Genomic DNA, 18,816 nt, shown 5'->3' on the forward strand with positions numbered 1-18,816 from the left:
GTCGTGATGCAGCGGTTGAAGTACCGGCGGATCGCAGCTGATCCGCCCGCCAATGATGCGGCCAACGCTGTCCGCGACTGTCCCAGCTCTCGTTCGCCAGGAGTCGTCGTCATGCCGGAAGCCGCCCTGTTCCCGTTCATCGATCCCGCCGTGCAGGTCATCGTCGTCTGCGCCGGCGGATTCGTCCTGCTGTTCTTCTGTTTCTCGCTGAGCGACGCCTGGCGCGCCCGCGAACGCCGCGCACGGCGGACGCAGGCACCGAGGCGCGCCGATCCGGTATCCCATGCCCAGGACTCCACCTCCGAACGCGAGCCGCGCTGAAGCGCGCCGGCCGCGCTGGCTGGCCGCGGCCGTCGCCGGCGCGCTGAGCCTGTGCGCCGGTCCCGCCGCCGCTGCCGACACCCTGCCGGCGCTGACCGGCACCACGCTGGAGCTGGCCGCCGAGGCCGGACGCCGCAGCGCCGAGCCGCAACCGGCGCTGTACGCCGCCGTCGTCGCCGACGGTGTGCTGCTGCGCGAGCTGCGCGTGCAGCTCGACGATGACGCGGCGCTGCGCTACCAGTTCAGCGAGGACGAGGCACGGGCGCTCGCCGCCGGTGCGCTCAAGCCCTTGCTGCCGCTGGCGCCGGGCGCGCACCGGCTGCGCGCCGAATTCGTCGCCCGCGCCGCCGGCGGCAAGCCCGGCGCGACTCGCTACGCCGCCCAGCTCGATCGCCGCTTCACGGCCGACGGTGCGCCGCTCGAACTGCGCTTCAGCGCCGGCAGCCTGCTGGCCGGCGCCAGCCTCGAACTGCAGGCCGCGGCCGGCGACGTCGCGCTGCGCGAAGTCGACTACCTGCTCGGCAGCGAGCGGCCGTTCGAGGCGGCGCTGCGCCTCGCCGTCAGCGGCCGCGATGATGCGCCGCGCCGCGACGCCGCCTGGCAAGCGCTCGGGCTGTCGGCCGCGGCGAGCGACGCGGCGGCGCCGGCCGAGCGCTACCGCCAGGCGCTCGCCGCGGCCGACGGCGACGCGGCGCTGCGCGCGCTCGGCGACGCCGGCGCGCTGTCGCCGCAGGGGCTGCGTCTGCGCGATCTGGCCAACGTCACGCTCGGCTATCGCGAGCTGCGCGCCGGTCGCGGCGCGGCGGCGATCGAGCATTTCCAGCGCGTGCGCAGTCCGGGTCCGTACTCGAACGCGGCGATGCTCGGTCTCGGCTGGTGCTATCTGTGGCCGAGCGCCGAGGGCGCGCGCCCGGGCGACGCGCCGCTGCGGCCGGCCTCGGCCGACGCGCTGGCCGCGGCGCGGCGCCAGTCGCCGTTCCGCTACCTGCAGGCGGTGGCGAGCGGTGCGCGCGCCGACGACCTGCGCCGCGCGCTGATTCCGTGGGCCGAGCTGCTCGGTCGCGATCCACTCGACCCGGCGGTGCAGGAAGGCATGCTGGCGATCCCGTACGCGCTCGATCATCTCGGCGCGCACGAGCAGGCCGAGCGCCACTACGCGCGCGCGATCACCGCGCTCGAAGGCGCCCGCGCCACGCTCGTCGCGGCGCGCGCCGAGATCGCCGACGGCCGCCTGCTCGCGGCGCTCGACGCGCGCGACGCCGACCCCGCGAGCGGCTGGCCGCGCCTGCTGGTCGAACAGCGCGACGATGCCGAGGCGGTGCCGCTGCGGGTGTTCGCCGCCGCCGACGAGGCTGCCGCGCCGCTGCGCGAGTACCGCCAGCTGCGCACCCTGACGCGCGCGCTCGACGCCGCCGCCGCGCAGCTCGCCGCGCACGACGGCGACGCCGCGCTGGCGGCGCGCGTCGACGCGCAGCGCGCGCGGCTGGCGCGGGCCGGCGATGAGGCGGCGGCGCGCCTGCGCGCGGCGCTGCAGGTGGTGCTGCTGCGTCTCGACCGGCAGACCACGCGCGCGCTCGCCGAAGCCGAGTTCGCGCTTGCCCGCGTCTACGACCGCGACCCGCACGGAGACGGCTCATGATTCGCCGCATCGGCCTGGCCCTGCTGTGCCTGACGGCCGCGCTGCCGGCGCGCGGCGACGAGCCGCCGACGGTCGGCTCGGTGACGCGCAACAACGGCCTGCAGGAAAACGGCCGCTTCATCGTGCGCACGCCGGGCATCCTGCGCGTCGAGACCTCGGCGCCGGTCGCGCCCGATGCGGTGCGCGCGATCGCGCACTACGACCGCCTGATCGCGCTCGACGGCGTCGATCCGGCGCTGCGCGCCGAGGCGATGCGCCGCGCCGCCTATCTGCGCGTGCGCCGCGTCGACCAAGGGCAGGCCGACGCCACCGAACTGCAGCAGGCGATCGCGCTCTACCGGCGCCTGCTCGCCGAGCATCCGCAGGACGCGGCCAACGATCTGGCGCTGTACCAGCTGGCGCGTGCCGAGCAGATCGCCGGCGACAGCGAAGCGGCGATCGCGGCGCTGCGCACGCTCGGTGCCGAGCATCCGCAATCGACGCTGGTCGCCGACGCGCGCTTTCGCGCCGCCGAGCTGCTCTATCTGGCGCGCCGCTACGACGAGGCCGAACCGCTCTACGCTGCGGTCGTCGCGCAGGGCAGCGGCACGCCGTACTTCGTGCCGGCGCGCGGCAAGTACGGCTGGACGCTGTATCAGCAGGGCCGCTACGAGGCGGCGCTGCCGGTGCTGCTGGCGATTCTCGACAGCGACCTGCCGCCCGGCACGCTGGAGGATCCGAAGACCGCGCTGGCCGCCGTCGACCGGCGCAAGGGCGATTTCGCCGCCGACGCGCTGAACCTCGCCGGCCGCTCGTTCGCGGCGCTTGGCGGTGGCGCAGCGATGAACGCCTACTTCGCGCAGCGCGGCGAGCCGCGCTTCTCGACGCTGCTCTACGCCGCGCTCGGCGGCGCGCTGCTCGAACAGCGCCGCTATCACGACGCCGCGCGCGTCTACGCCGCGTTCATCGAACGCCATCCGCAGCACCGCCTGGCGCCGGACTTCCAGCAGCGTGTGATCGCCGCCTACGAGGCGGGCGGCTTCGCCGAGCCGACGATCGCCGCGCAGGAGACTTACGTAGAGCGCTACAGCCCCGGCGCGCCGTACTGGAACGGCGCCGCGCCGCCCGCGGCCGTGCTCGACGCGCTGCGCGCCGATCTCGACGATCTCGGGCGCTGGCATCAGGCGCGCGCGCAGCGTCTGCCGGCGTCCGACGTGGCGGCGCGGCAGGCCGGCTTTCTGGCCGCCGCCGAGTGGTATCGGCGCCGGCTCGCGCTGGAGGCGCCGGGTGAGACGGCCGCCGCCATCGCCCTGCTGCGCGCCGATGCGCTCTACGACGGCGGGCGCACGCGCGAGGCGGCGCAGGCCTACGAGCAGGTCGCCTATGAACGGCCGAACGCGCATTCGGCCGAGGCCGCGTATGCGGCCGTGCAGGCCTGGCAGCGCCTCGGCAGCGAACTGTCGCCGGCGCAGCGGCCGGAGGCGCTGCGCGCGTCGATCGCCGCGACGCTGCGCTTCGCCGACGCCTACGCCGAGCACCCGCAGTGGAGCGCGGCGCTGACGCGCGGCGCGCAGGATCTCTACGAGATCGGCGACGAGGCGCAGGCGGTCGCGGTCGCGCAGCGCACGCTCGCCGCCGGCCGCGCGACGCCGGCGCAGCGGGTCGAGCTCTACGGCGTGCTCGCCGCAGCGCAGTTCGCACGGCGCGACTACGCGCAGGCCGAGACCGCCTATGGGGCGCTGCTGCGCGAGAGCGCGCTGCCGGCCGAGGCGCGCAGTGCGGCGTCCGAGCAGCTCGCCGCCGCCGTCTACCGCCAGGGCGAGGCGGCGCGCGCCGGCGGCGACCTGCGCGGTGCGGCGCGCCATTTCCAGCGCGTCGGCGCGCTGGTGCCGGATGCGCGCATCCGCGCCACCGCCGAATACGACGCCGCCGCGGCGCTGATGGGCCTGCAGGACTGGCACGCCGCGGCGGCGGCGCTGGAGACTTTCCGCTCGCGCTATCCGCAGCACGCCTTGAGCGCCGAGGCCGACAAGAAACTCGCCTACGCCTACGAGCAGGACGCGCAGCCGGCCGCCGCCGCCGAGGTCTATCGCCGCGTCGCCGCGCGCGACGGCGAGACGCCGGCACTGCGCCGCGACGCCGCCTGGCAGGCGGCACTGCTCTACGACCGCGCGCAAGCGACGGCCGCCGCGGTGCAGGCCTACGAGGCCTGCCTCGACGTCTATCCGCAGCCGCTCGAACGCAGTCTGCAGGCGCGCCGCCGGCTCGCCGATCTGGCCCGCGACGCGCAGGACGACGAGGGTCGCTACCGCCACTGGCTGCAGACGCTGGTCGCGGTCGATGCCGGCGCCGCGCACAACGCGCAGACCGCGCTGATGGCGGCGCAGGCCAATCTCGAGCTCGGCCGGCTCGACGCCGATGCGGCGCGCCGCATCGCGCTGGCCGCGCCGATCAACAAGAACCTGTCGCGCCGCAAGCAGGCCAGCGAGACGGCGATCGCCGCGCTGCTGCGCGCTGCCGGCAGCGGCGACGCCGAGATCACGACGGCGGCGACCTACGAGATCGGCGCGGTCTATCGCGATTTCGGCAGCGCGCTGCTCGACTCCGAGCGCCCGGCCAAGCTGCAGGGCGACGCGCTCGAGCAATACCAGATCCTGCTCGAGGAGCAGGCCGATCCGTTCGAACAGAAATCGATCGAGGCGCATGCGGCCAATCTGCAGCGCGCGCGCCAGGGTCTGTGGAACGAGTGGATCCGGCGCAGCGCCGCGTCGCTGACCGAACTGGCGCCGGCCCGCTACGGCAAACACGAACTGCGCGAGGATCGCTATGAAGCGCTGCCCTGATGCCACTGCCGGCCTTGCCGCCCTGCTGACGGGCGCGCTGCTCGCCGCTTGCGCGAGCCAGAGTCCGGTCCCGACGCCAACGCGCGCGCGCGCGCTGCCGCCGTCGGCGGCGACCGCGCCGGCCGATCCCGACAAGGCCGATCCGCAGCAGCGCTTCGCCGCCGCGCTGCAGCTGATGCGGGAAGGGCGGCGCGACGAGGCGATCACCGTCCTGCAGGTGCTGACCAGCGATTTCCCGCAGTACTCGGGGCCGTGGACCGATCTCGGCATCCTCTATGCGCAGCTGCGCCGGCCGCGCGAGGCCGGCGACGCCTTCGACAGGGCGGTGCGCGCCAATCCAGACAACGCCGTCGCCTGGAACGCGCGCGGCGTGCTCTACCGCGAAGGCGGTGACGCCGCGCGCGCCGAGCAGTGCTACCGGCGCGCGCTGGCCGCTCAGCCGGACTACGCCAAGGCGCACTACAACCTCGCGATCCTCTATGACCTGACGCTGCGCCGGCCGCAGGACGCGCTGGCGCATTACCGGCAGTACCAGCAGCTCGCCGGCGACGCGGCGCAGCCGATGGTCGCCGTGTGGATACGCGAACTCGAATCGCGCACCGTCGCCGCCGCCGGCGGCACGCCGGCCGGAGCGCAGAAATGAAGCGGCTCTTCAACCTCGTACTGTTCGCAACGGCGATCGCGGCGCCGGCGTTCGCCGAACCGCCGCCGGCGGACGGCAGCGGCACCACCATCGTCGGCGAACGCGAGACCGCGGTCGGTCTCTATCTGCTGCCCTGGCAGGAGGAAGCGCCGAGCGACATCGATCGCCCGCCGGCGCACTTCGAGATGCCGGCGCAGGCGCCGGACGGCGAACGGCTGCGCGCGCTGAGCGCGGCCGACGAGGCCGGCGCCGCCTATCGGCGCGTGCGCACCGAGCCGCGCTGAGCGTCCAGGGCCGGCTCGCCCCGGCGCGGCGTGCCGCGTCGAGGCGGCGGTGCGCGCGTCAGCGGGCGATGGCGCGGATGCGCACGCCGGGCTGTGCGCGCAGCCGCGGCGCCAGCGCCGGCGTCGCCAGCAGTTCGCCGTCGTCGGTGAGCGCGAGCGCCTGACTGACGCCGAGGCGCGCGGCGAGCGCCCGCCAGCCGGCGGCGCCGGCGACGAACAGCGCGCCGCCGGCGGCATCGGCGAACGCGGCATCGGCGTGCACGACGGTCAGGCTGCGCAGGCCGCGGCACGGCCAGCCGCTGCGCGGATCGAGCAGGTGCGCGTAGCGCGTGCCGCGATGTTCGAAATAGCGCTGGTCGTCGCCATGGGTGATGACCGCTTCGTCGCAGGCGTCCATCGTCGCCAGCAGGCGCGGCGCGTCGGGGTTGCGCGGATCGCGGATGCCGATGCGCCAGGCGCGCTCGTTGCGACGGCCGCGCACGGCGAGGTTGCCGCCGGCGTCGATGCTGACATTGGCGTAGCCGCGCGACTGCAGACGTTCGAGCATGCAGTCGACGATGTAACCCTTGCCGATGCCGCCGAAATCCCAGGCGGTGTCCGGTGCCGGGCCGTAGTGCTCGCCGCCGTCGTAGGCTGGCGCCGCGCGCAGCGCCGCCAGCAGCGCGTCGATCTGCGCCGTGGTCGGCGGCTCGGCGCGCAGCCGGGCGATGTCGTCGAAGCCCCAGAGGCGCACGAGCGCGCCGATGCGCGGCTCGAACAGGCCGCCGCTGTGTTCGTGGATCTGCCAGGCGCGGCGGAACAGCGGGCGCAGTTCGAGCGGCACCGCGACGCGCTCGCCGGCGGCGACGCGGCGGTTGAATTGCGCCAGCGCGCCCTGGCCCCAGGCCCAGGCATCGCGGCCGAAATCGTCGATCTCGCGCTCGATCGCGCTGATCGCCGCATCGGCCGCGACCCGGCCGCGCGGCTCGGTCATCACGGTGACGGTAACGAATGTGCCCATCGCCATGAAGCGACGCTGCAGCGGCGATGGCCGGCGTAGCCAGCCCATGGTCGGAATCATGTTGAGCGGGAAGCGGGCAGGGCCGGCGGGCGGCCGCGATCCGGCCGCCCGCTGCCGCACCGCTTCATCCGCTCATTTCGGCGGAAAGTATTCGTCCTGGGTGAGCTGGCCGTCATGATTGGTATCGCGGCGCTCGAAGCGCTTGTCGAGTTGCGAGCCCGGCACGACTTCGTCGCGCTGGATGATGCCGTCGCCGTTCTTGTCGACCCACAGCTCGCTGGCGGCAGCGGTGCCGCCGGGCGCGCCGACCGAGGCCGAACCCGGCGCGTCGGTGCTGTGCCCGGGCAGCGTGCCGGTTCCCGCCGAGGCGGCGCCGGCAACGGCGAACATTGCAATGAACAGCAGGTGTGACCGATCCATGTCTATCTCCCTGTCGAATCCATGAGTCCCGCGTAGTCGCCGACGCGGCGCCGCGCGGCCCGTCCTTGGGCCGTGCGACGCCGCCATGCGCGCGAGGCGGCGGCGAATCCGCCTCGCGTCGTTTCAGCGCGGCGCCAGACGCTTGCGGTTCTGGCGGATGCGCCACCACATCCAGATGCCGCTGACCGCCAGCACCATCGCGACCAGGCCGATCAGCGTGATCAGCCAGGCTCCGACCGGTCCGAACAGACGGCCGCTGTGCAGGTCGATCAGCACCTGCTCGACGATCACGCGCGGCTTGGCATACGGCAGCGCCTTCTCGCGCTCGGCGTCGGGCAGGGCCTGCGCCTGCGACCAGTCGACCTCGGTCGGCGAGACCGGCGCCCAGCTGTTGCCCTCGTCGGCGCTCTGATAGGCGTCGAGATCCTGCACGGCGATGATCTGCGGATCGCGCTTGAGCACGCCGACGCGGCGGATCGTCGACACCGGCAGGATCGGCGGCGTCAGCTCGTCGACGCGCTCGCCGTCCGCGCGCAGCAGCACCAGGCTCGCCGGTCCGGCGACGTACAGCAGCGGACTGCTCTGGCCGGCGACGACGAAACCGAGCGGCGCGGCGATCTGCGTGGCCAGCGGCTTGCCGTCGATCAGCGTGTAGTCGTTGGTCGCACTGAGCCAGTGCCCGCCGGCGCTGAAGCCGCTCTGCGGCGGCTCGGCGTGCAGGCCGTACATCTGCATCAGCCACGGCCAGTCGACGCGCGCGGTGTCGAGGCCGAGCTCGACGCTGCGCGTCAGCAGCACGCCGGTGCAGGCCAGCCAGATCAGGAACGCGAAGGCGACGAGGCCGGCGCGCGAATGCCACTCGCGCAGCAGCGCGATGATGTTGCGCTTGGGCTTCGCCGCCTTGTGCGGCGGGCGCGTGCCGCGCCAGGCGCGCAGACGCGGCAGCAGCTTCTGCCGCGCCGGCGCCGGATGCGGGGACAAGGGCTCCTTCATCGCCACGTGTGCCGGGTTCATGGCGTTCAGGCGGTCAGCGAATCGAACACCAGCGCGGTGCGGGCCATGCGCTGCATCATCTTCACCGACAGCGTCGCGCCGGAGATGTTGTCGACCTTCTTGTCGAGGCTGCCGCCGGCGGCCTTGGCGCCGATCAGCTGCTGCAGGAAGCTCGGCTGCGCGACCTGCTCGCCGCGCGATTCGCGGTAGATCAGTACGCGCGCGTGCTCGATCGCGCCGCCGGCGACGACGAAACCGCAGGTGGTCGGCACGTAACCCTCCTTGCCGATGTCGTCGAAGATCCAGGCACTGCGGCCGTCGGCCTTCCAGTAGCGCAGGCGCGCCTGCGGATACGGACGGCCGAACACGGCGCTGATCTGCGCCTGCTTGGCGGCGTCGAGATCGAGGACGGTGGGCGAGGGCGGCGTGCCGGGGGCGAACGCCTCGGCGATGAAGGCGTCGGGCGTCTGGAAAGTCTTGTAGATGTCGATCGCCTCGGCCTTGCGCGAGGCCAGGCCGAGCAGCGGCAGCGCGGCCAGCGCCTGCAGCAGGCGGCGGCGATCGAAAAGAGCCCCGGCGGACGAAGCCGCGCGGGGATTTGGGAAGTCGGGGGAGGCAGTCGTGAGGCGGGCGGGACGCTTTGCTTTATGAATTGTCACGGCGGTTCTCGAAACGGGAAGAGGGCGGCCGGGATACGGAAAGGCGGAACACGCCGCGCCGGACGTTGGCGCGTGCCGGGGCGGCGTGCTCCGCTTCCGGATCTCCTCCAGGCCGGTGCGCGGCGCTCCTTACTTGGTGACGATCACGCGCGTGAACGGCGCCAGCGCGGCGATCAGGTGGTTGCAGCTGTAGTACGGGATCTGGTTGCGCTCGCAGGCGTTGTACGCGGCTTCGACGACGGCGTTGAACTGCGTCATCGTGATGCCGAGATCGGCGTGCGCGGCGCTCATGCTGGCGCCCTGGTACTCGACCTTGGCGCCGAGCACCATCTGCTCCAGCTGCGTGTTCAGCGCGATCTGGCGCTCGACGTTGCCGAACTCCTTGAAGATGTAGTTGATGCGGTTGTCGAGCATGATGTAGTAGAACAGCGACTCGACCCAGTTGTGGACGCCGTACTCGCCGCCGAAGCTGGCGACTGCCGAGCTCGGGATGCCGAGGATCGGTTTGGTTTTCTGCTCGGCGGCGAAGGCCGGCTGCAGGGAGGCGACCATCAGCGCCGTGCCGGCCGCGATCGCGAGTTTTGCCTTGCTGACTTTCATCGAAGATCTCCTGTTGCGGTCCGGATCAGAACGTCAGGTGGGTGGAGAAGTAGAAGCCGTTGTTGTCCTGCGACACCGAGATGTTGCCGAGCATCAGGTAGGCGACGACGAACGAGATGTTCTTGTTCGGCGCGTAGGCCATGAAGATGTCGTACCAGTCGCCTTCCTTCTTCTGCTGCAGCGTGTTCGACAGGCCGCCGAGGCCGATGCTGCCGAGGATGTCGGTGATGCTGGTCAGATCGAGACCGGCAACCTTGACGCTCTTGCCGTCGAGATTGTTGCCGTGCTGCTGCCATTCGGCGCCGATCGCCGTGTTCTTGGCCACCAGGTGCGCGATCGACACTTCCCAGCGCACTTCCTTCTTCGAGTCGCAGTCACCCTGGGTGAGCAGGCCGCTATCGCAGGAGCCGAAGCCGGTCAGGCCGATCTCGTTGGCGGCGGTGTAGCGCGCCGCGACGTTGACCAGCGTGCTGATCGGGAAGAAGACCTTGGTCGCCGCGATGTAGGCTTCCCAGTCCTTGGTCTTGTCGGCGCCGAGCGTGTGGACCAGCGCCTCGCTGTGGTTCTTCTTGTACAGGCCGCCGATCGAGACCTGCGGAATCCAGCTGTCCGAGGTGTAGACCGCGTCGCCGAACAGGCGCAGCTTGGCGCCGAAGACGTCCATCTGCAGCGTCGAATTCCACGGATCGGTGCCGCCGCCGACGCCGAGCGTGTTGAGCAGCAGCGCCACGGTGTCGAGGTTCGACAGATTCAGCGACAGCTTGTGCGAGGCATACGACAGTTCGAGGCGATCGTAGAAACCGATGTTCACGCCGAACACCGAGTCCTGCAGCGCCGGCACGTTGGCATAGGTGAAGCCGGCGCTGGCGTTGATGCCGTCGCGCGTTTCATAGCCGCTGATCGTCGCCCACGGCACCGCACCGCCACCGCCGGCGCCGTCGACCGTGAACACGCCGCCGGTCAGCAGCACCTTGCCGTTGTTGTACCAGTCGGCGTGCGCGGCACCGCTGGCCAATCCCGCCAGCAGCAGCGCTACGCCACGCAGGCCCCGCCATTTGTTCGTGTGTGCCCGATTCATTTGCCCCAACTCCTTTTGTTTGAATGAAAAGCAAAGCCTGAAATGACCGCGCCCATGCCGGGCGCGTGAGTCAGCCGACGTGCTCCGTCGGTACCGCCGCGGACATCGCGAGCAAAAAAAAACGTCCACGTGCTGGGGTCTCCAGCGACGTGGACGTCGATGTCCGGTTTGAAATCGAGCGGCTTTGCCCGACTCCCTTTGACGCGTCTCGTGTGCCTATCCGTGGCGCACGGTGGAACGAAACGCAAAGCCTGTGCCAATCATTGCCGAACGATGGCAGCCGAAGGCCGGAGAAGACCGCGGAGCGTCGCCGTCACGCCGCGCTGAAACGCAGTTCTGCGTAGGAGAAATCGACATGCGTCGTGATGCCGGACGACAGCGTGCGTGCACGTCTTGATCGCGGCGCACGCGCGCATGGCGCGCTGCGGCCGGCGGCGCGCGCCGCATGGTGCGTTGCCGCATGCTGGCGCAGAAATGTTTCGTACTGGGGCGCCGCGCACCGCGCTGTGGCGCTGCGCGCGCGGCCGCGCATCGTGCTCGTCGGCGCGGTGGCAGGCCGGCGTGTCGGCGAGCGGGATGACGCGCGGCGCCTGCTCGCGCGTTCCTTAAATGGAATGGCGAGCGATGGCGACGCGAAGCCAGGGCGCGTGCGCGGATCGCGGGCGCCAGGCGTCGCGGCGATGCGTCGCGCGATCGCTGCGACGCCGCGCCTCGCCTTGTGGCACAACGCTTGCTGCGCATTTCGCGCGCGTGATTAGGAATCAGCGCACGAGCAGGCATCGTCGCCCGTTCACGGACATCGAAGTCCACGCCGGTCCCCCGACCGGCGTGGACTTTTTTGTTGCGCCAACGAAAAGCGTGCGGTGCGTGGCTCGCGCATCGTCGGCTCGCGCGGCGCGGCCGCGGCGTCGCTCGTCCACCACAAGAGCGCTGCAAGGGGATTGCATGAAGACGTTGAGAAAAGGATTTCGACGCGGCCTGGTGCCGATGGCGGTGCTGACCGCGTTCGCGGCGCCGGCCGCGCAGGCGCAGGACAGCTGGCTCGACGACACCTACGTCGCGCCGATGGCGTCGTACTCGATCGCCGACAGCGATCGCCATACCGACGATGCGTTCGGCGGCACGCTGGGTCTCGGCTGGCGCCTGTCCGATCGCGTCGAAATCGAGTTGCTCGGCACCTACCTGCAGTACAAGGCCGACGACGGCAATTCCAACGAACCCTGCGGTTTGCTGCGGCGCTGCACGCCTTACGAGGATCAGGAAGTGTCCGGCGGCGGCGTCGGCACCAACCTGTTCCTGACGCCGTACACCTTCGGCGGCCTGTTCCTGCACCTCGACGTGATGGCGGCCAGCAATGCGGTCTACCACGCCGGTCTCGGCCTCGACCTGCCGCTCAACGATCGCGGCTTCGCGGTCCGCGCCGAGGCGCTGTGGCAGTCGAACTACGACTGGGATCTGAAGGAACCGGTCTTCAACCTCGGCCTGCGCATTCCGCTCGGTTCGCATCGCGAGCCCAAGGTCTACCAGCCGGCCGAGCCGGTGCAGGTCGTCGAACCGGTCGCGCCGCCGCCACCGCCGCCGCCGCCACCGGCGCCGTGCACCATGGGCGCCGACGGCAGCGTCGACCTCAGCGGCTGCAAGACCGGCGACACGGTCGTGCTGCGCGGCGTGAACTTCGAGTTCGACAAGTGGAATCTCACGCTCAACGCCAAGGGTCTGCTCGACCTGGTCGTCGATGCGCTGCAGAAGCGTGCCGACATCAAGGTCGAAATCGACGGCCACACCGACAGCAAGGGCTCCGACAGCTACAACCTGAAGCTCTCGGACCGCCGCGCCAAATCGGTGATGGACTATCTGCTCGCCAAGGGCATCGCGCCGTCGCGGCTGGCGTCGAAGGGCTTCGGCGAATCGATGCCGATCGCCGACAACGCGAGCGACGAGGGACGCGCGATCAACCGCCGCGTCGAGCTCAAGGTCGTCGAATCGAGTCAGGGCGCGGTGACGGTCGAGCAGGCCGGGCAGCCGGCGCAGACCTATGCCCCGGCCGTCGCGCCGGCGCCAGCGCCGGCCGCAGTGCCGGCCGCGATGCACGAGCACGAGACGCCGATGCCGATGCCGATGGCGACACCGGCTCCGGCGCCGGCCCCGGTCGCGGCGGCCACCGGCGGCACGACGGTGACGATCGAGAACATGGCGTTCGGTCCCGGCGTGCTGACGGTCGCCGCCGGCAGCACCGTGACGTTCCTGAACAACGACGGCTCGAATCACATCGTGCGCTTCGCCGACGGTCAGCAGAGTCCGCGCCTGCCGATGGGCCGCACGTGGACGCGGACCTTCACGACGCCGGGTGAATATCCGTACGTGTGCATGATTCACCCGACGATGAGCGGCAAGATCATCGTGCAGTAAACGCCGTTGCCCGGGCACGCCGGCCGGCAACGGCCGGCGCGCTCCGGGCGAGGCGGTGCGGAGATTTTTGTGGTGCGGCTTGCGCCCTCTGGCGGAGCAGCATGCGCGGATGCAGTGCGCAGAGGACCGACGGCAGCGCGTCGCCGTCGCCCGCGTGTTCCGTTGCGAGGCAGGCGGAGCCCGGATCTGCACCGTTTTTAGTAGAGCTGTCACATTTTCTGGCATACGGTTTGCGATATGCCAGGCAGGATCAGCGACGATCTTGCATAACCGTCTGCGGTCAACGACGCCCGCGCCCCGTTTCTTCTTTTGGGAGCACGAGCATGTCGAAGGCCACATCCATTCAGCTGTTCAGTTTGTCCAGCCCGCAGATGCGGGCGTTCCATCTTTCCTGGCTGGCGTTTTTCGTCTGCTTCTTCGCCTGGTTCGCGGTCGCCCCGCTGATGCCGGTCATCAAGGGCGAGTTCGGCCTGAGCAAGGATCAGATCGCCAACATCAACATCGCGGCGGTCGCGATCACCATTCTCACGCGACTGATCATCGGCCCTTTGTGCGACAAGTACGGGCCGCGCAAGATCTACACCGCGCTGCTCGTGTTCGGCGCGATCCCGGTGCTCGGCATCGCCCTGATGAAGAGCTATGAAGGCTTCCTCTTCTTCCGCCTGCTGATCGGCGCGATCGGCGCGAGCTTCGTCATCACCCAGTACCACACCTCGGTGATGTTCGCGCCGAACGTGGTCGGTACCGCCAACGCGGCGGCGGCCGGCTGGGGCAATGCCGGCGGCGGCGTCACGCAGACGGTCATGCCGCTGGTGCTCGCGGCGATCATCAGCTTCGGTGTCGACAAGGCCTTCGGCTGGCGCGTGTCGATGATCGTGCCGGGCGTGCTGATGCTGATCGTCGCGCTGCTGTACTGGCGCTACACCCAAGACTGCCCGGACGGCAACTATCAGGAATTGCGCGCGCGCGGCGTCGAGATCGAGAGCGGCAAGAAGGGCGGCTGGGCGGTGTTCAAGGCGGCTTCGGCGAACTACCGCGTGTGGATGCTGTTCGTCACCTACGGCGCCTGCTTCGGTCTCGAACTGTTCGTCCACAACGTCGCGGCGAGCTACTACGTCGACCGGTTCGACCTCGACCTCAAGACCGCGGGCCTGGCGGCCGGCAGCTTCGGCCTGCTCGCATTGTTCGCGCGCGCGCTCGGCGGCTGGATCTCCGACCGCGTTGCCAGCCGCAAGGGCCTCGATGCGCGCACGCTGCTGCTGTTCGCGCTGATGCTCGGCGAGGGTATCGGCCTGCTGTGGTTCTCGACGACCACGTCGGTGACGATGGCGGTGGTCGCGATGCTGGCCTTCGGCCTCTGCACGCACATGGCCTGCGGCGCGACCTATGCGCTGGTGCCGTTCATCGACCGCGCTTCGCTCGGTGGCGTCGCCGGCATCATCGGCGCGGGCGGCAACGTCGGCGCGGTCGCGGCCGGCTTCGTGATGAAGGGCGTCGGCGATGTGCAGCAGACCTTCGCCTGGCTCGGCGGTTTCGTCGTGCTGTCGTCGCTGTGCGCGATCGCGGTGCGCTTCAGCGCCGCGCACAAGGCGCGCGAGAACGCGCTCTACGAGGAAGCGCTGGCGCAGCGTCTGGCGCTGCGGCAGTCGACGGCGGGAGCGGTGCCGGAAGCGGCGTGAAGGCGCCCGCGATCCATTCGTCACGACAAAAATCAAAATGAATCACCGCAAGATTGTCGTCGTCGGCCATGGCATGGTCGGCCACAAGCTGCTCGAGGCGCTCGTCGAGCGCCCCGAGCTTTCCCTGACCGTGCTCGCGGAGGAGCCGCGTCCCGCGTATGACCGGGTCCATCTGACCGACTTCTTCTCCGGCCGCAGCGCCGACGACCTGCTGCTGGCGCGGCCGGACTTCGCCGAGGCCTACGGCGTCGACCTGCGGCTGTCGGCGAAGGCCACCGCGATCGATCGCGCCGCGAAGCGCGTGACGCTCGCCGACGGCGCGAGCGTGCCGTACGACATGCTGGTGCTGGCGACGGGCTCGTTTCCGTTCGTGCCGCCGATCCCGGGCAAGGAGCGTCCGGGATGCTTCGTCTATCGCACGATCGAGGATCTCGAAGCGATGCGCGCGGCGGCGGCGAGCGCGAAGATCGGCGTCGTCATCGGCGGCGGCCTGCTCGGCCTCGAGGCGGCGAAGGCGCTGAAGGATCTGGGCCTGACGACGCACGTCGTCGAGTTCGCGCCGCGCCTGATGGCGGTGCAGGTCGACGACGGCGGCGGCCGGCTGCTGCGCCGGAAGATCGAGGAACTCGGCGTCACCGTGCACACGCAGAAGAGCACGACCGAGATCGTCGACGGCGAGAAGGCGAGACACAAGCTCAAGTTCGCCGACGGCAGCGAGCTCGAGACCGACATGATCGTGTTCTCGGCCGGCATCCGGCCGCGCGACGAACTCGCGCGCCAGGCCGGCCTCGAAGTCGGCCCGCGTGGCGGCATCGTCGTCGACAACGCCTGCCGCACCTCCGATCCGGACATCTACGCGATCGGCGAATGCGCGCTGTGGGACGGCAAGATCTTCGGTCTGGTCGCGCCCGGCTACGAGATGGCACGCGTCGCCGCCGATCACATCGCCGGCAATGCGGCGCTGGCGTTCGCCGGCGCCGACATGAGCACCAAGCTGAAGCTGATGGGCGTCGACGTGGCGTCGATCGGCGACGCCCACGGCGCCACCGCGGGCGCGCTGTCGTACCAGTTCGCCGACGAGGTCCGGCAGGTCTACAAGAAGCTGGTCATCTCCGCGGACCGCCAGCGCCTGCTCGGTGCGGTGCTGGTCGGCGACGCGGCCGAATACGGCGATCTGCTGCAGATGATGCTCAACGGCCTGGTGCTGCCCGAGCAGCCGGAGGCGCTGATCCTGCCGCTCGCGGCGGGCGCCGGTGCGGCGAAGGCGTCGGGTGTCGGTGTCGACGCGCTGCCGGCGAGCGCGCAGATCTGCTCGTGCAACAACGTTTCCAAGCAGGCGCTGTGCGAGTCGATCGCCAGCGGCTGCACGACGCTGGCGGCGCTGAAGAAGAGCACCAAGGCGGCGACCACCTGCGGTGGGTGCGCGCCGCTCGTCACGCAGGTGCTGAAGGCGGAGCTGAAGCGCCAGGGCGTCACCGTCAACAACCACCTCTGCGAGCACTTCCCGTACTCGCGCCAGGAGCTGTATCACCTGGTGCGCGTCGGCAAGCTCGAAACCTTCGAGCAGGTGCTGCACAAGCACGGCCGCGGCCTCGGCTGCGACATCTGCAAACCGACCGTCGGCTCGATCCTCGCCAGCTGCTGGAACGCCTTCGTGCTGCAGAAGGAGCACGCCGCGCTGCAGGATTCCAACGATTACTACCTCGCCAACGTGCAGAAGGACGGTACGTACTCGGTCGTGCCGCGCGTGCCGGGCGGCGAAATCACGCCGGACAAGCTGATCGCGATCGGTGCGGTCGCCAAGAAGTACGGCCTCTACACCAAGATCACCGGTGGCCAGCGCATCGACCTGTTCGGCGCGCAGGTGCATCAGCTGCCGGCGATCTGGCGCGAGCTGATCGACGCCGGCTTCGAGTCCGGCCACGCCTACGGCAAGGCGCTGCGCACGGTGAAGTCCTGCGTCGGCAGCACCTGGTGCCGCTACGGCGTGCAGGACTCGGTCGGTTTCGCGATCGATCTCGAAAACCGCTACAAGGGCCTGCGCTCGCCGCACAAGATCAAGTTCGCGGTGTCCGGCTGCACACGCGAGTGCGCCGAGGCCCAGGGCAAGGACGTCGGCATCATCGCCACCGAGAAGGGCTGGAATCTCTACGTCTGCGGCAACGGCGGCATGAAGCCGCGCCACGCCGAGTTGCTCGCTGCCGATCTCGACAGCGCGACGCTGATCCGCTACGTCGACCGCTTCCTGATGTTCTACATCCGCACCGCCGACCGCCTGCAGCGCACCAGCGTGTGGCGCGACAACCTCGAAGGCGGTCTCGACTATCTGAAGGATGTCATCGTCAACGACAGCCTCGGCATCGGCGCGGAGCTGGAAGCCGAGATGGCACTGGTCGTCGCCACCTACCAGGACGAGTGGAAGACGGCGATCGAGGACGAGCAGACGCTCAAGCGCTTCCGCACCTTCGTCAACAGCGACGCGGCCGACGATCACGTGGTCTTCGTCGAGGAGCGCGGCCAGATCCGGCCGGCGCGCGCCGAGGAGCGCGCGACGTTCAAGGGCATCCCGGTGACGGCGGCCGCCGGCGCGGAGGAGGTCCGATGAACGTCTCCGCAAGCTGGCAGCCGGTCTGCGCGATCGACGACATCGTGCCGGACACCGGCGTCGCGGCGCTCGTCGGCGGCCGCCAGATCGCCGTGTTCCGCATGCGCGCCGACGATCGCGTCTACGCGATCGACAATCGCGATCCGTTCTCCGGCGCCAATGTGCTGGCGCGCGGCCTGGTCGGCGATCTGCAGGGCGAGCGCGTGGTCGCCTCGCCGATCTACAAGCAGCACTTCAGCCTCGCCACCGGCCGCTGCCTCGAGGACGCCGCCCACAACGTGCAGGCCTACGCGACGCGCGTCGGCGACGGCATGATCTGGGTCGATCCGGCGCCGCTGCGCAGCTACGTGCCGGCGCCGAAGCCGCGCGAGCGCATGCGCCTGGTCGTGGTCGGCAACGGCATGGCCGGCATGCGCGTCGTCGAGGAGCTGATCGAGGCGGCGCCCGAGCTCTACGACATCGAAGTGTTCGGCGCCGAGACGCACGGCAACTACAACCGCATCCTGCTGTCGCCGGTGCTCGCCGGCGAGAAGAAGGCGGCGGACATCATGCTGCACGCGCCGTCGTGGTACGCCGAGCGCGGCATCACCTTCCACGCCGGCGATCCGGTCGTGGCGATCGACCGCCCGCGCCGCACCGTGCGTTCGCAATCCGGCCAGACCACGAGCTACGACCGCCTGCTGCTGGCGACCGGCTCGAAGCCGATCGTGCTGCCGCTGCCGGGCCGCGATCTCGAAGGCGTGACGACCTTCCGCGGTCTCGACGACGTCGACACCATGCTGGCGATCGCCAGCACGCACCGGCGCGCCGTCGTCATCGGCGGCGGCCTGCTCGGACTCGAAGCCGCGCATGGTCTGGCCAAGCGCGGCATGCAGGTCGAGATCGTGCATCTGGTCGACCGCCTGATGGAGCGCCAGCTCGACGCGCCGGCGGCGGCGCTGCTCAAGGCCAAGCTCGAAGCGCGCGGCATGAAGATCCACCTCGGTGCCAAGACCGAGGCCATCCTCGGCGGACCGGAGTCTTCCGGGCGTGTCAGCGGCGTGCGTCTCGCCGATGGCCGGGTGCTCGACGCCGACCTCGTGGTCATGGCCGTCGGCATCCGGCCGAACATCGAGCTCGCGCAGAGCAGCGGCTTGCGCTGCGATCGCGGCGTGCTGGTCGACGACACCATGCAGACCTTCGATCCGCGCATCTACGCGGTCGGCGAATGCGTGCAGCACCGCGGCCGCACTTACGGCCTGGTCGATCCGCTGTGGGGCCAGGCCTACGTCTGCGCCGCGCAGCTCGCCGAGCGCGGCCACATGCGCTACCGCGGTTCGCAGGTCTCGACGCAGCTCAAGGTCGCCGGCATCGAGGTGTTCTCGGCCGGCGACTTCGAGGGCGGCGAGGGCACCGAGGATCTGGTGCTGCACGACGCGCAGCGCGGCGTCTACAAGCGGCTGATCCTGCGCGAGCACCGCGTCGTCGGCGCGGTGCTGTACGGCGACACGCGCGACGGCGCCTGGTACTTCGAACTGATCAGCGATGGCAGCGACGTCGGCCGCTATCGCAACCGGCTGCTGTTCGGCCGCGAGTTCGCCCTGCGCAGCTGATTCCCGCGATGGCCATTCCGAAAAGAATCATGCTCCGCCGCCGCTGCGGCGGGGCGTTTGCAGGAGCGCGGG

Annotated in this window: 16 protein-coding genes; 10 read left to right on the plus strand and 6 right to left on the minus strand. The window is 70.6% G+C overall.

Translation table 11 applies throughout. From position 1 onward, the window contains the following. Nucleotides 1-111 precede the first annotated feature (111 nt). From H149_RS0104845 to H149_RS0104865, 5 genes are read left to right on the plus strand one after another with little or no spacing between them, the layout of a single operon-like run. Nucleotides 112-321 carry a hypothetical protein gene (locus tag H149_RS0104845; RefSeq protein WP_020648612.1) on the plus strand — a complete coding sequence of 70 codons (210 nt, stop codon included), beginning with the start codon at nt 112-114 and terminating at the stop codon, nt 319-321. Continuing rightward, nucleotides 284-1,960, plus strand: a complete 1,677-nt coding sequence (locus H149_RS19740) for an ATP-binding protein (protein WP_039748082.1) — start codon at nt 284-286, stop codon at nt 1,958-1,960. The genes H149_RS0104845 and H149_RS19740 overlap by 38 nt, the downstream gene beginning before the upstream one ends. Then, the gene (locus H149_RS0104855; RefSeq protein WP_020648613.1) at nt 1,957-4,782 is read left to right on the plus strand and encodes a tetratricopeptide repeat protein; all 2,826 of its coding nucleotides are present in this window, start codon (nt 1,957-1,959) and stop codon (nt 4,780-4,782) included. Before H149_RS19740 ends, H149_RS0104855 begins: the two co-directional genes overlap by 4 nt. Then, complete coding sequence (locus tag H149_RS0104860; protein WP_020648614.1) at nt 4,766-5,425, plus strand: tetratricopeptide repeat protein; 660 nt, start codon at nt 4,766-4,768, stop codon at nt 5,423-5,425. Before H149_RS0104855 ends, H149_RS0104860 begins: the two co-directional genes overlap by 17 nt. Further along, nucleotides 5,422-5,709 carry a hypothetical protein gene (locus H149_RS0104865; protein WP_020648615.1) on the plus strand — a complete coding sequence of 96 codons (288 nt, stop codon included), beginning with the start codon at nt 5,422-5,424 and terminating at the stop codon, nt 5,707-5,709. The genes H149_RS0104860 and H149_RS0104865 overlap by 4 nt, the downstream gene beginning before the upstream one ends. 58 nt (nt 5,710-5,767) lie before the next feature. On the opposite strand, the gene H149_RS0104870 is transcribed toward H149_RS0104865, so the two are convergent. From H149_RS0104870 to H149_RS0104895, 6 genes are all read right to left on the minus strand, one after another. Further along, nucleotides 5,768-6,757, minus strand: coding sequence for an FAD:protein FMN transferase (locus H149_RS0104870; RefSeq protein WP_020648616.1), 990 nt, complete (start codon nt 6,755-6,757; stop codon nt 5,768-5,770). Between the two features lie 84 nt (nt 6,758-6,841). Continuing rightward, on the minus strand, nt 6,842-7,129 hold the full coding sequence (locus H149_RS0104875; protein WP_020648617.1) for an EF-hand domain-containing protein: 288 nt from the start codon (nt 7,127-7,129) through the stop codon (nt 6,842-6,844). Between the two features lie 123 nt (nt 7,130-7,252). After that, nucleotides 7,253-8,143: a PepSY-associated TM helix domain-containing protein gene (locus H149_RS0104880; RefSeq protein ID WP_020648618.1), complete on the minus strand. Its 891-nt coding sequence runs from the start codon at nt 8,141-8,143 to the stop codon at nt 7,253-7,255. 5 nt (nt 8,144-8,148) lie between these two features. Further along, nucleotides 8,149-8,781 carry an FMN-binding protein gene (locus H149_RS0104885; RefSeq protein WP_020648619.1) on the minus strand — a complete coding sequence of 211 codons (633 nt, stop codon included), beginning with the start codon at nt 8,779-8,781 and terminating at the stop codon, nt 8,149-8,151. 129 nt (nt 8,782-8,910) lie between these two features. After that, nucleotides 8,911-9,381 carry a group I truncated hemoglobin gene (locus H149_RS0104890; protein WP_020648620.1) on the minus strand — a complete coding sequence of 157 codons (471 nt, stop codon included), beginning with the start codon at nt 9,379-9,381 and terminating at the stop codon, nt 8,911-8,913. 25 nt (nt 9,382-9,406) lie between these two features. Beyond that, on the minus strand, nt 9,407-10,459 hold the full coding sequence (locus H149_RS0104895) for a DUF3034 family protein (protein ID WP_020648621.1): 1,053 nt from the start codon (nt 10,457-10,459) through the stop codon (nt 9,407-9,409). 365 nt (nt 10,460-10,824) lie between these two features. On the opposite strand from H149_RS0104895, the gene H149_RS23065 reads away from it, so the two are divergent. The 5 genes from H149_RS23065 (at nt 10,825) to nirD (ending at nt 18,744) form a co-directional block, all read left to right on the plus strand. Next, a complete protein-coding gene (locus tag H149_RS23065) occupies nt 10,825-11,217 on the plus strand; it encodes a hypothetical protein (protein WP_154654644.1) in 393 nt (130 codons plus the stop codon). A 187-nt stretch (nt 11,218-11,404) separates the two neighbouring features. Continuing rightward, on the plus strand, nt 11,405-12,868 hold the full coding sequence (locus H149_RS0104900; protein WP_083930812.1) for an OmpA family protein: 1,464 nt from the start codon (nt 11,405-11,407) through the stop codon (nt 12,866-12,868). Between the two features lie 323 nt (nt 12,869-13,191). Next, a complete protein-coding gene (locus H149_RS19745) occupies nt 13,192-14,547 on the plus strand; it encodes a NarK family nitrate/nitrite MFS transporter (protein ID WP_051101795.1) in 1,356 nt (451 codons plus the stop codon). A gap of 37 nt (nt 14,548-14,584) precedes the next feature. Continuing rightward, a complete protein-coding gene (gene nirB / locus H149_RS0104910) occupies nt 14,585-17,152 on the plus strand; it encodes a nitrite reductase large subunit NirB (protein WP_020648624.1) in 2,568 nt (855 codons plus the stop codon). Next, the gene (nirD, locus tag H149_RS0104915) at nt 17,149-18,744 is read left to right on the plus strand and encodes a nitrite reductase small subunit NirD (protein WP_020648625.1); all 1,596 of its coding nucleotides are present in this window, start codon (nt 17,149-17,151) and stop codon (nt 18,742-18,744) included. The genes nirB and nirD overlap by 4 nt, the downstream gene beginning before the upstream one ends. The last annotated feature ends 72 nt before the right edge of the window (nt 18,745-18,816 follow it).

The organism is Solimonas variicoloris DSM 15731, assembly GCF_000382285.1.
In the GTDB taxonomy this organism is placed as follows: Bacteria; Pseudomonadota; Gammaproteobacteria; order Nevskiales; family Nevskiaceae; genus Solimonas; species Solimonas variicoloris.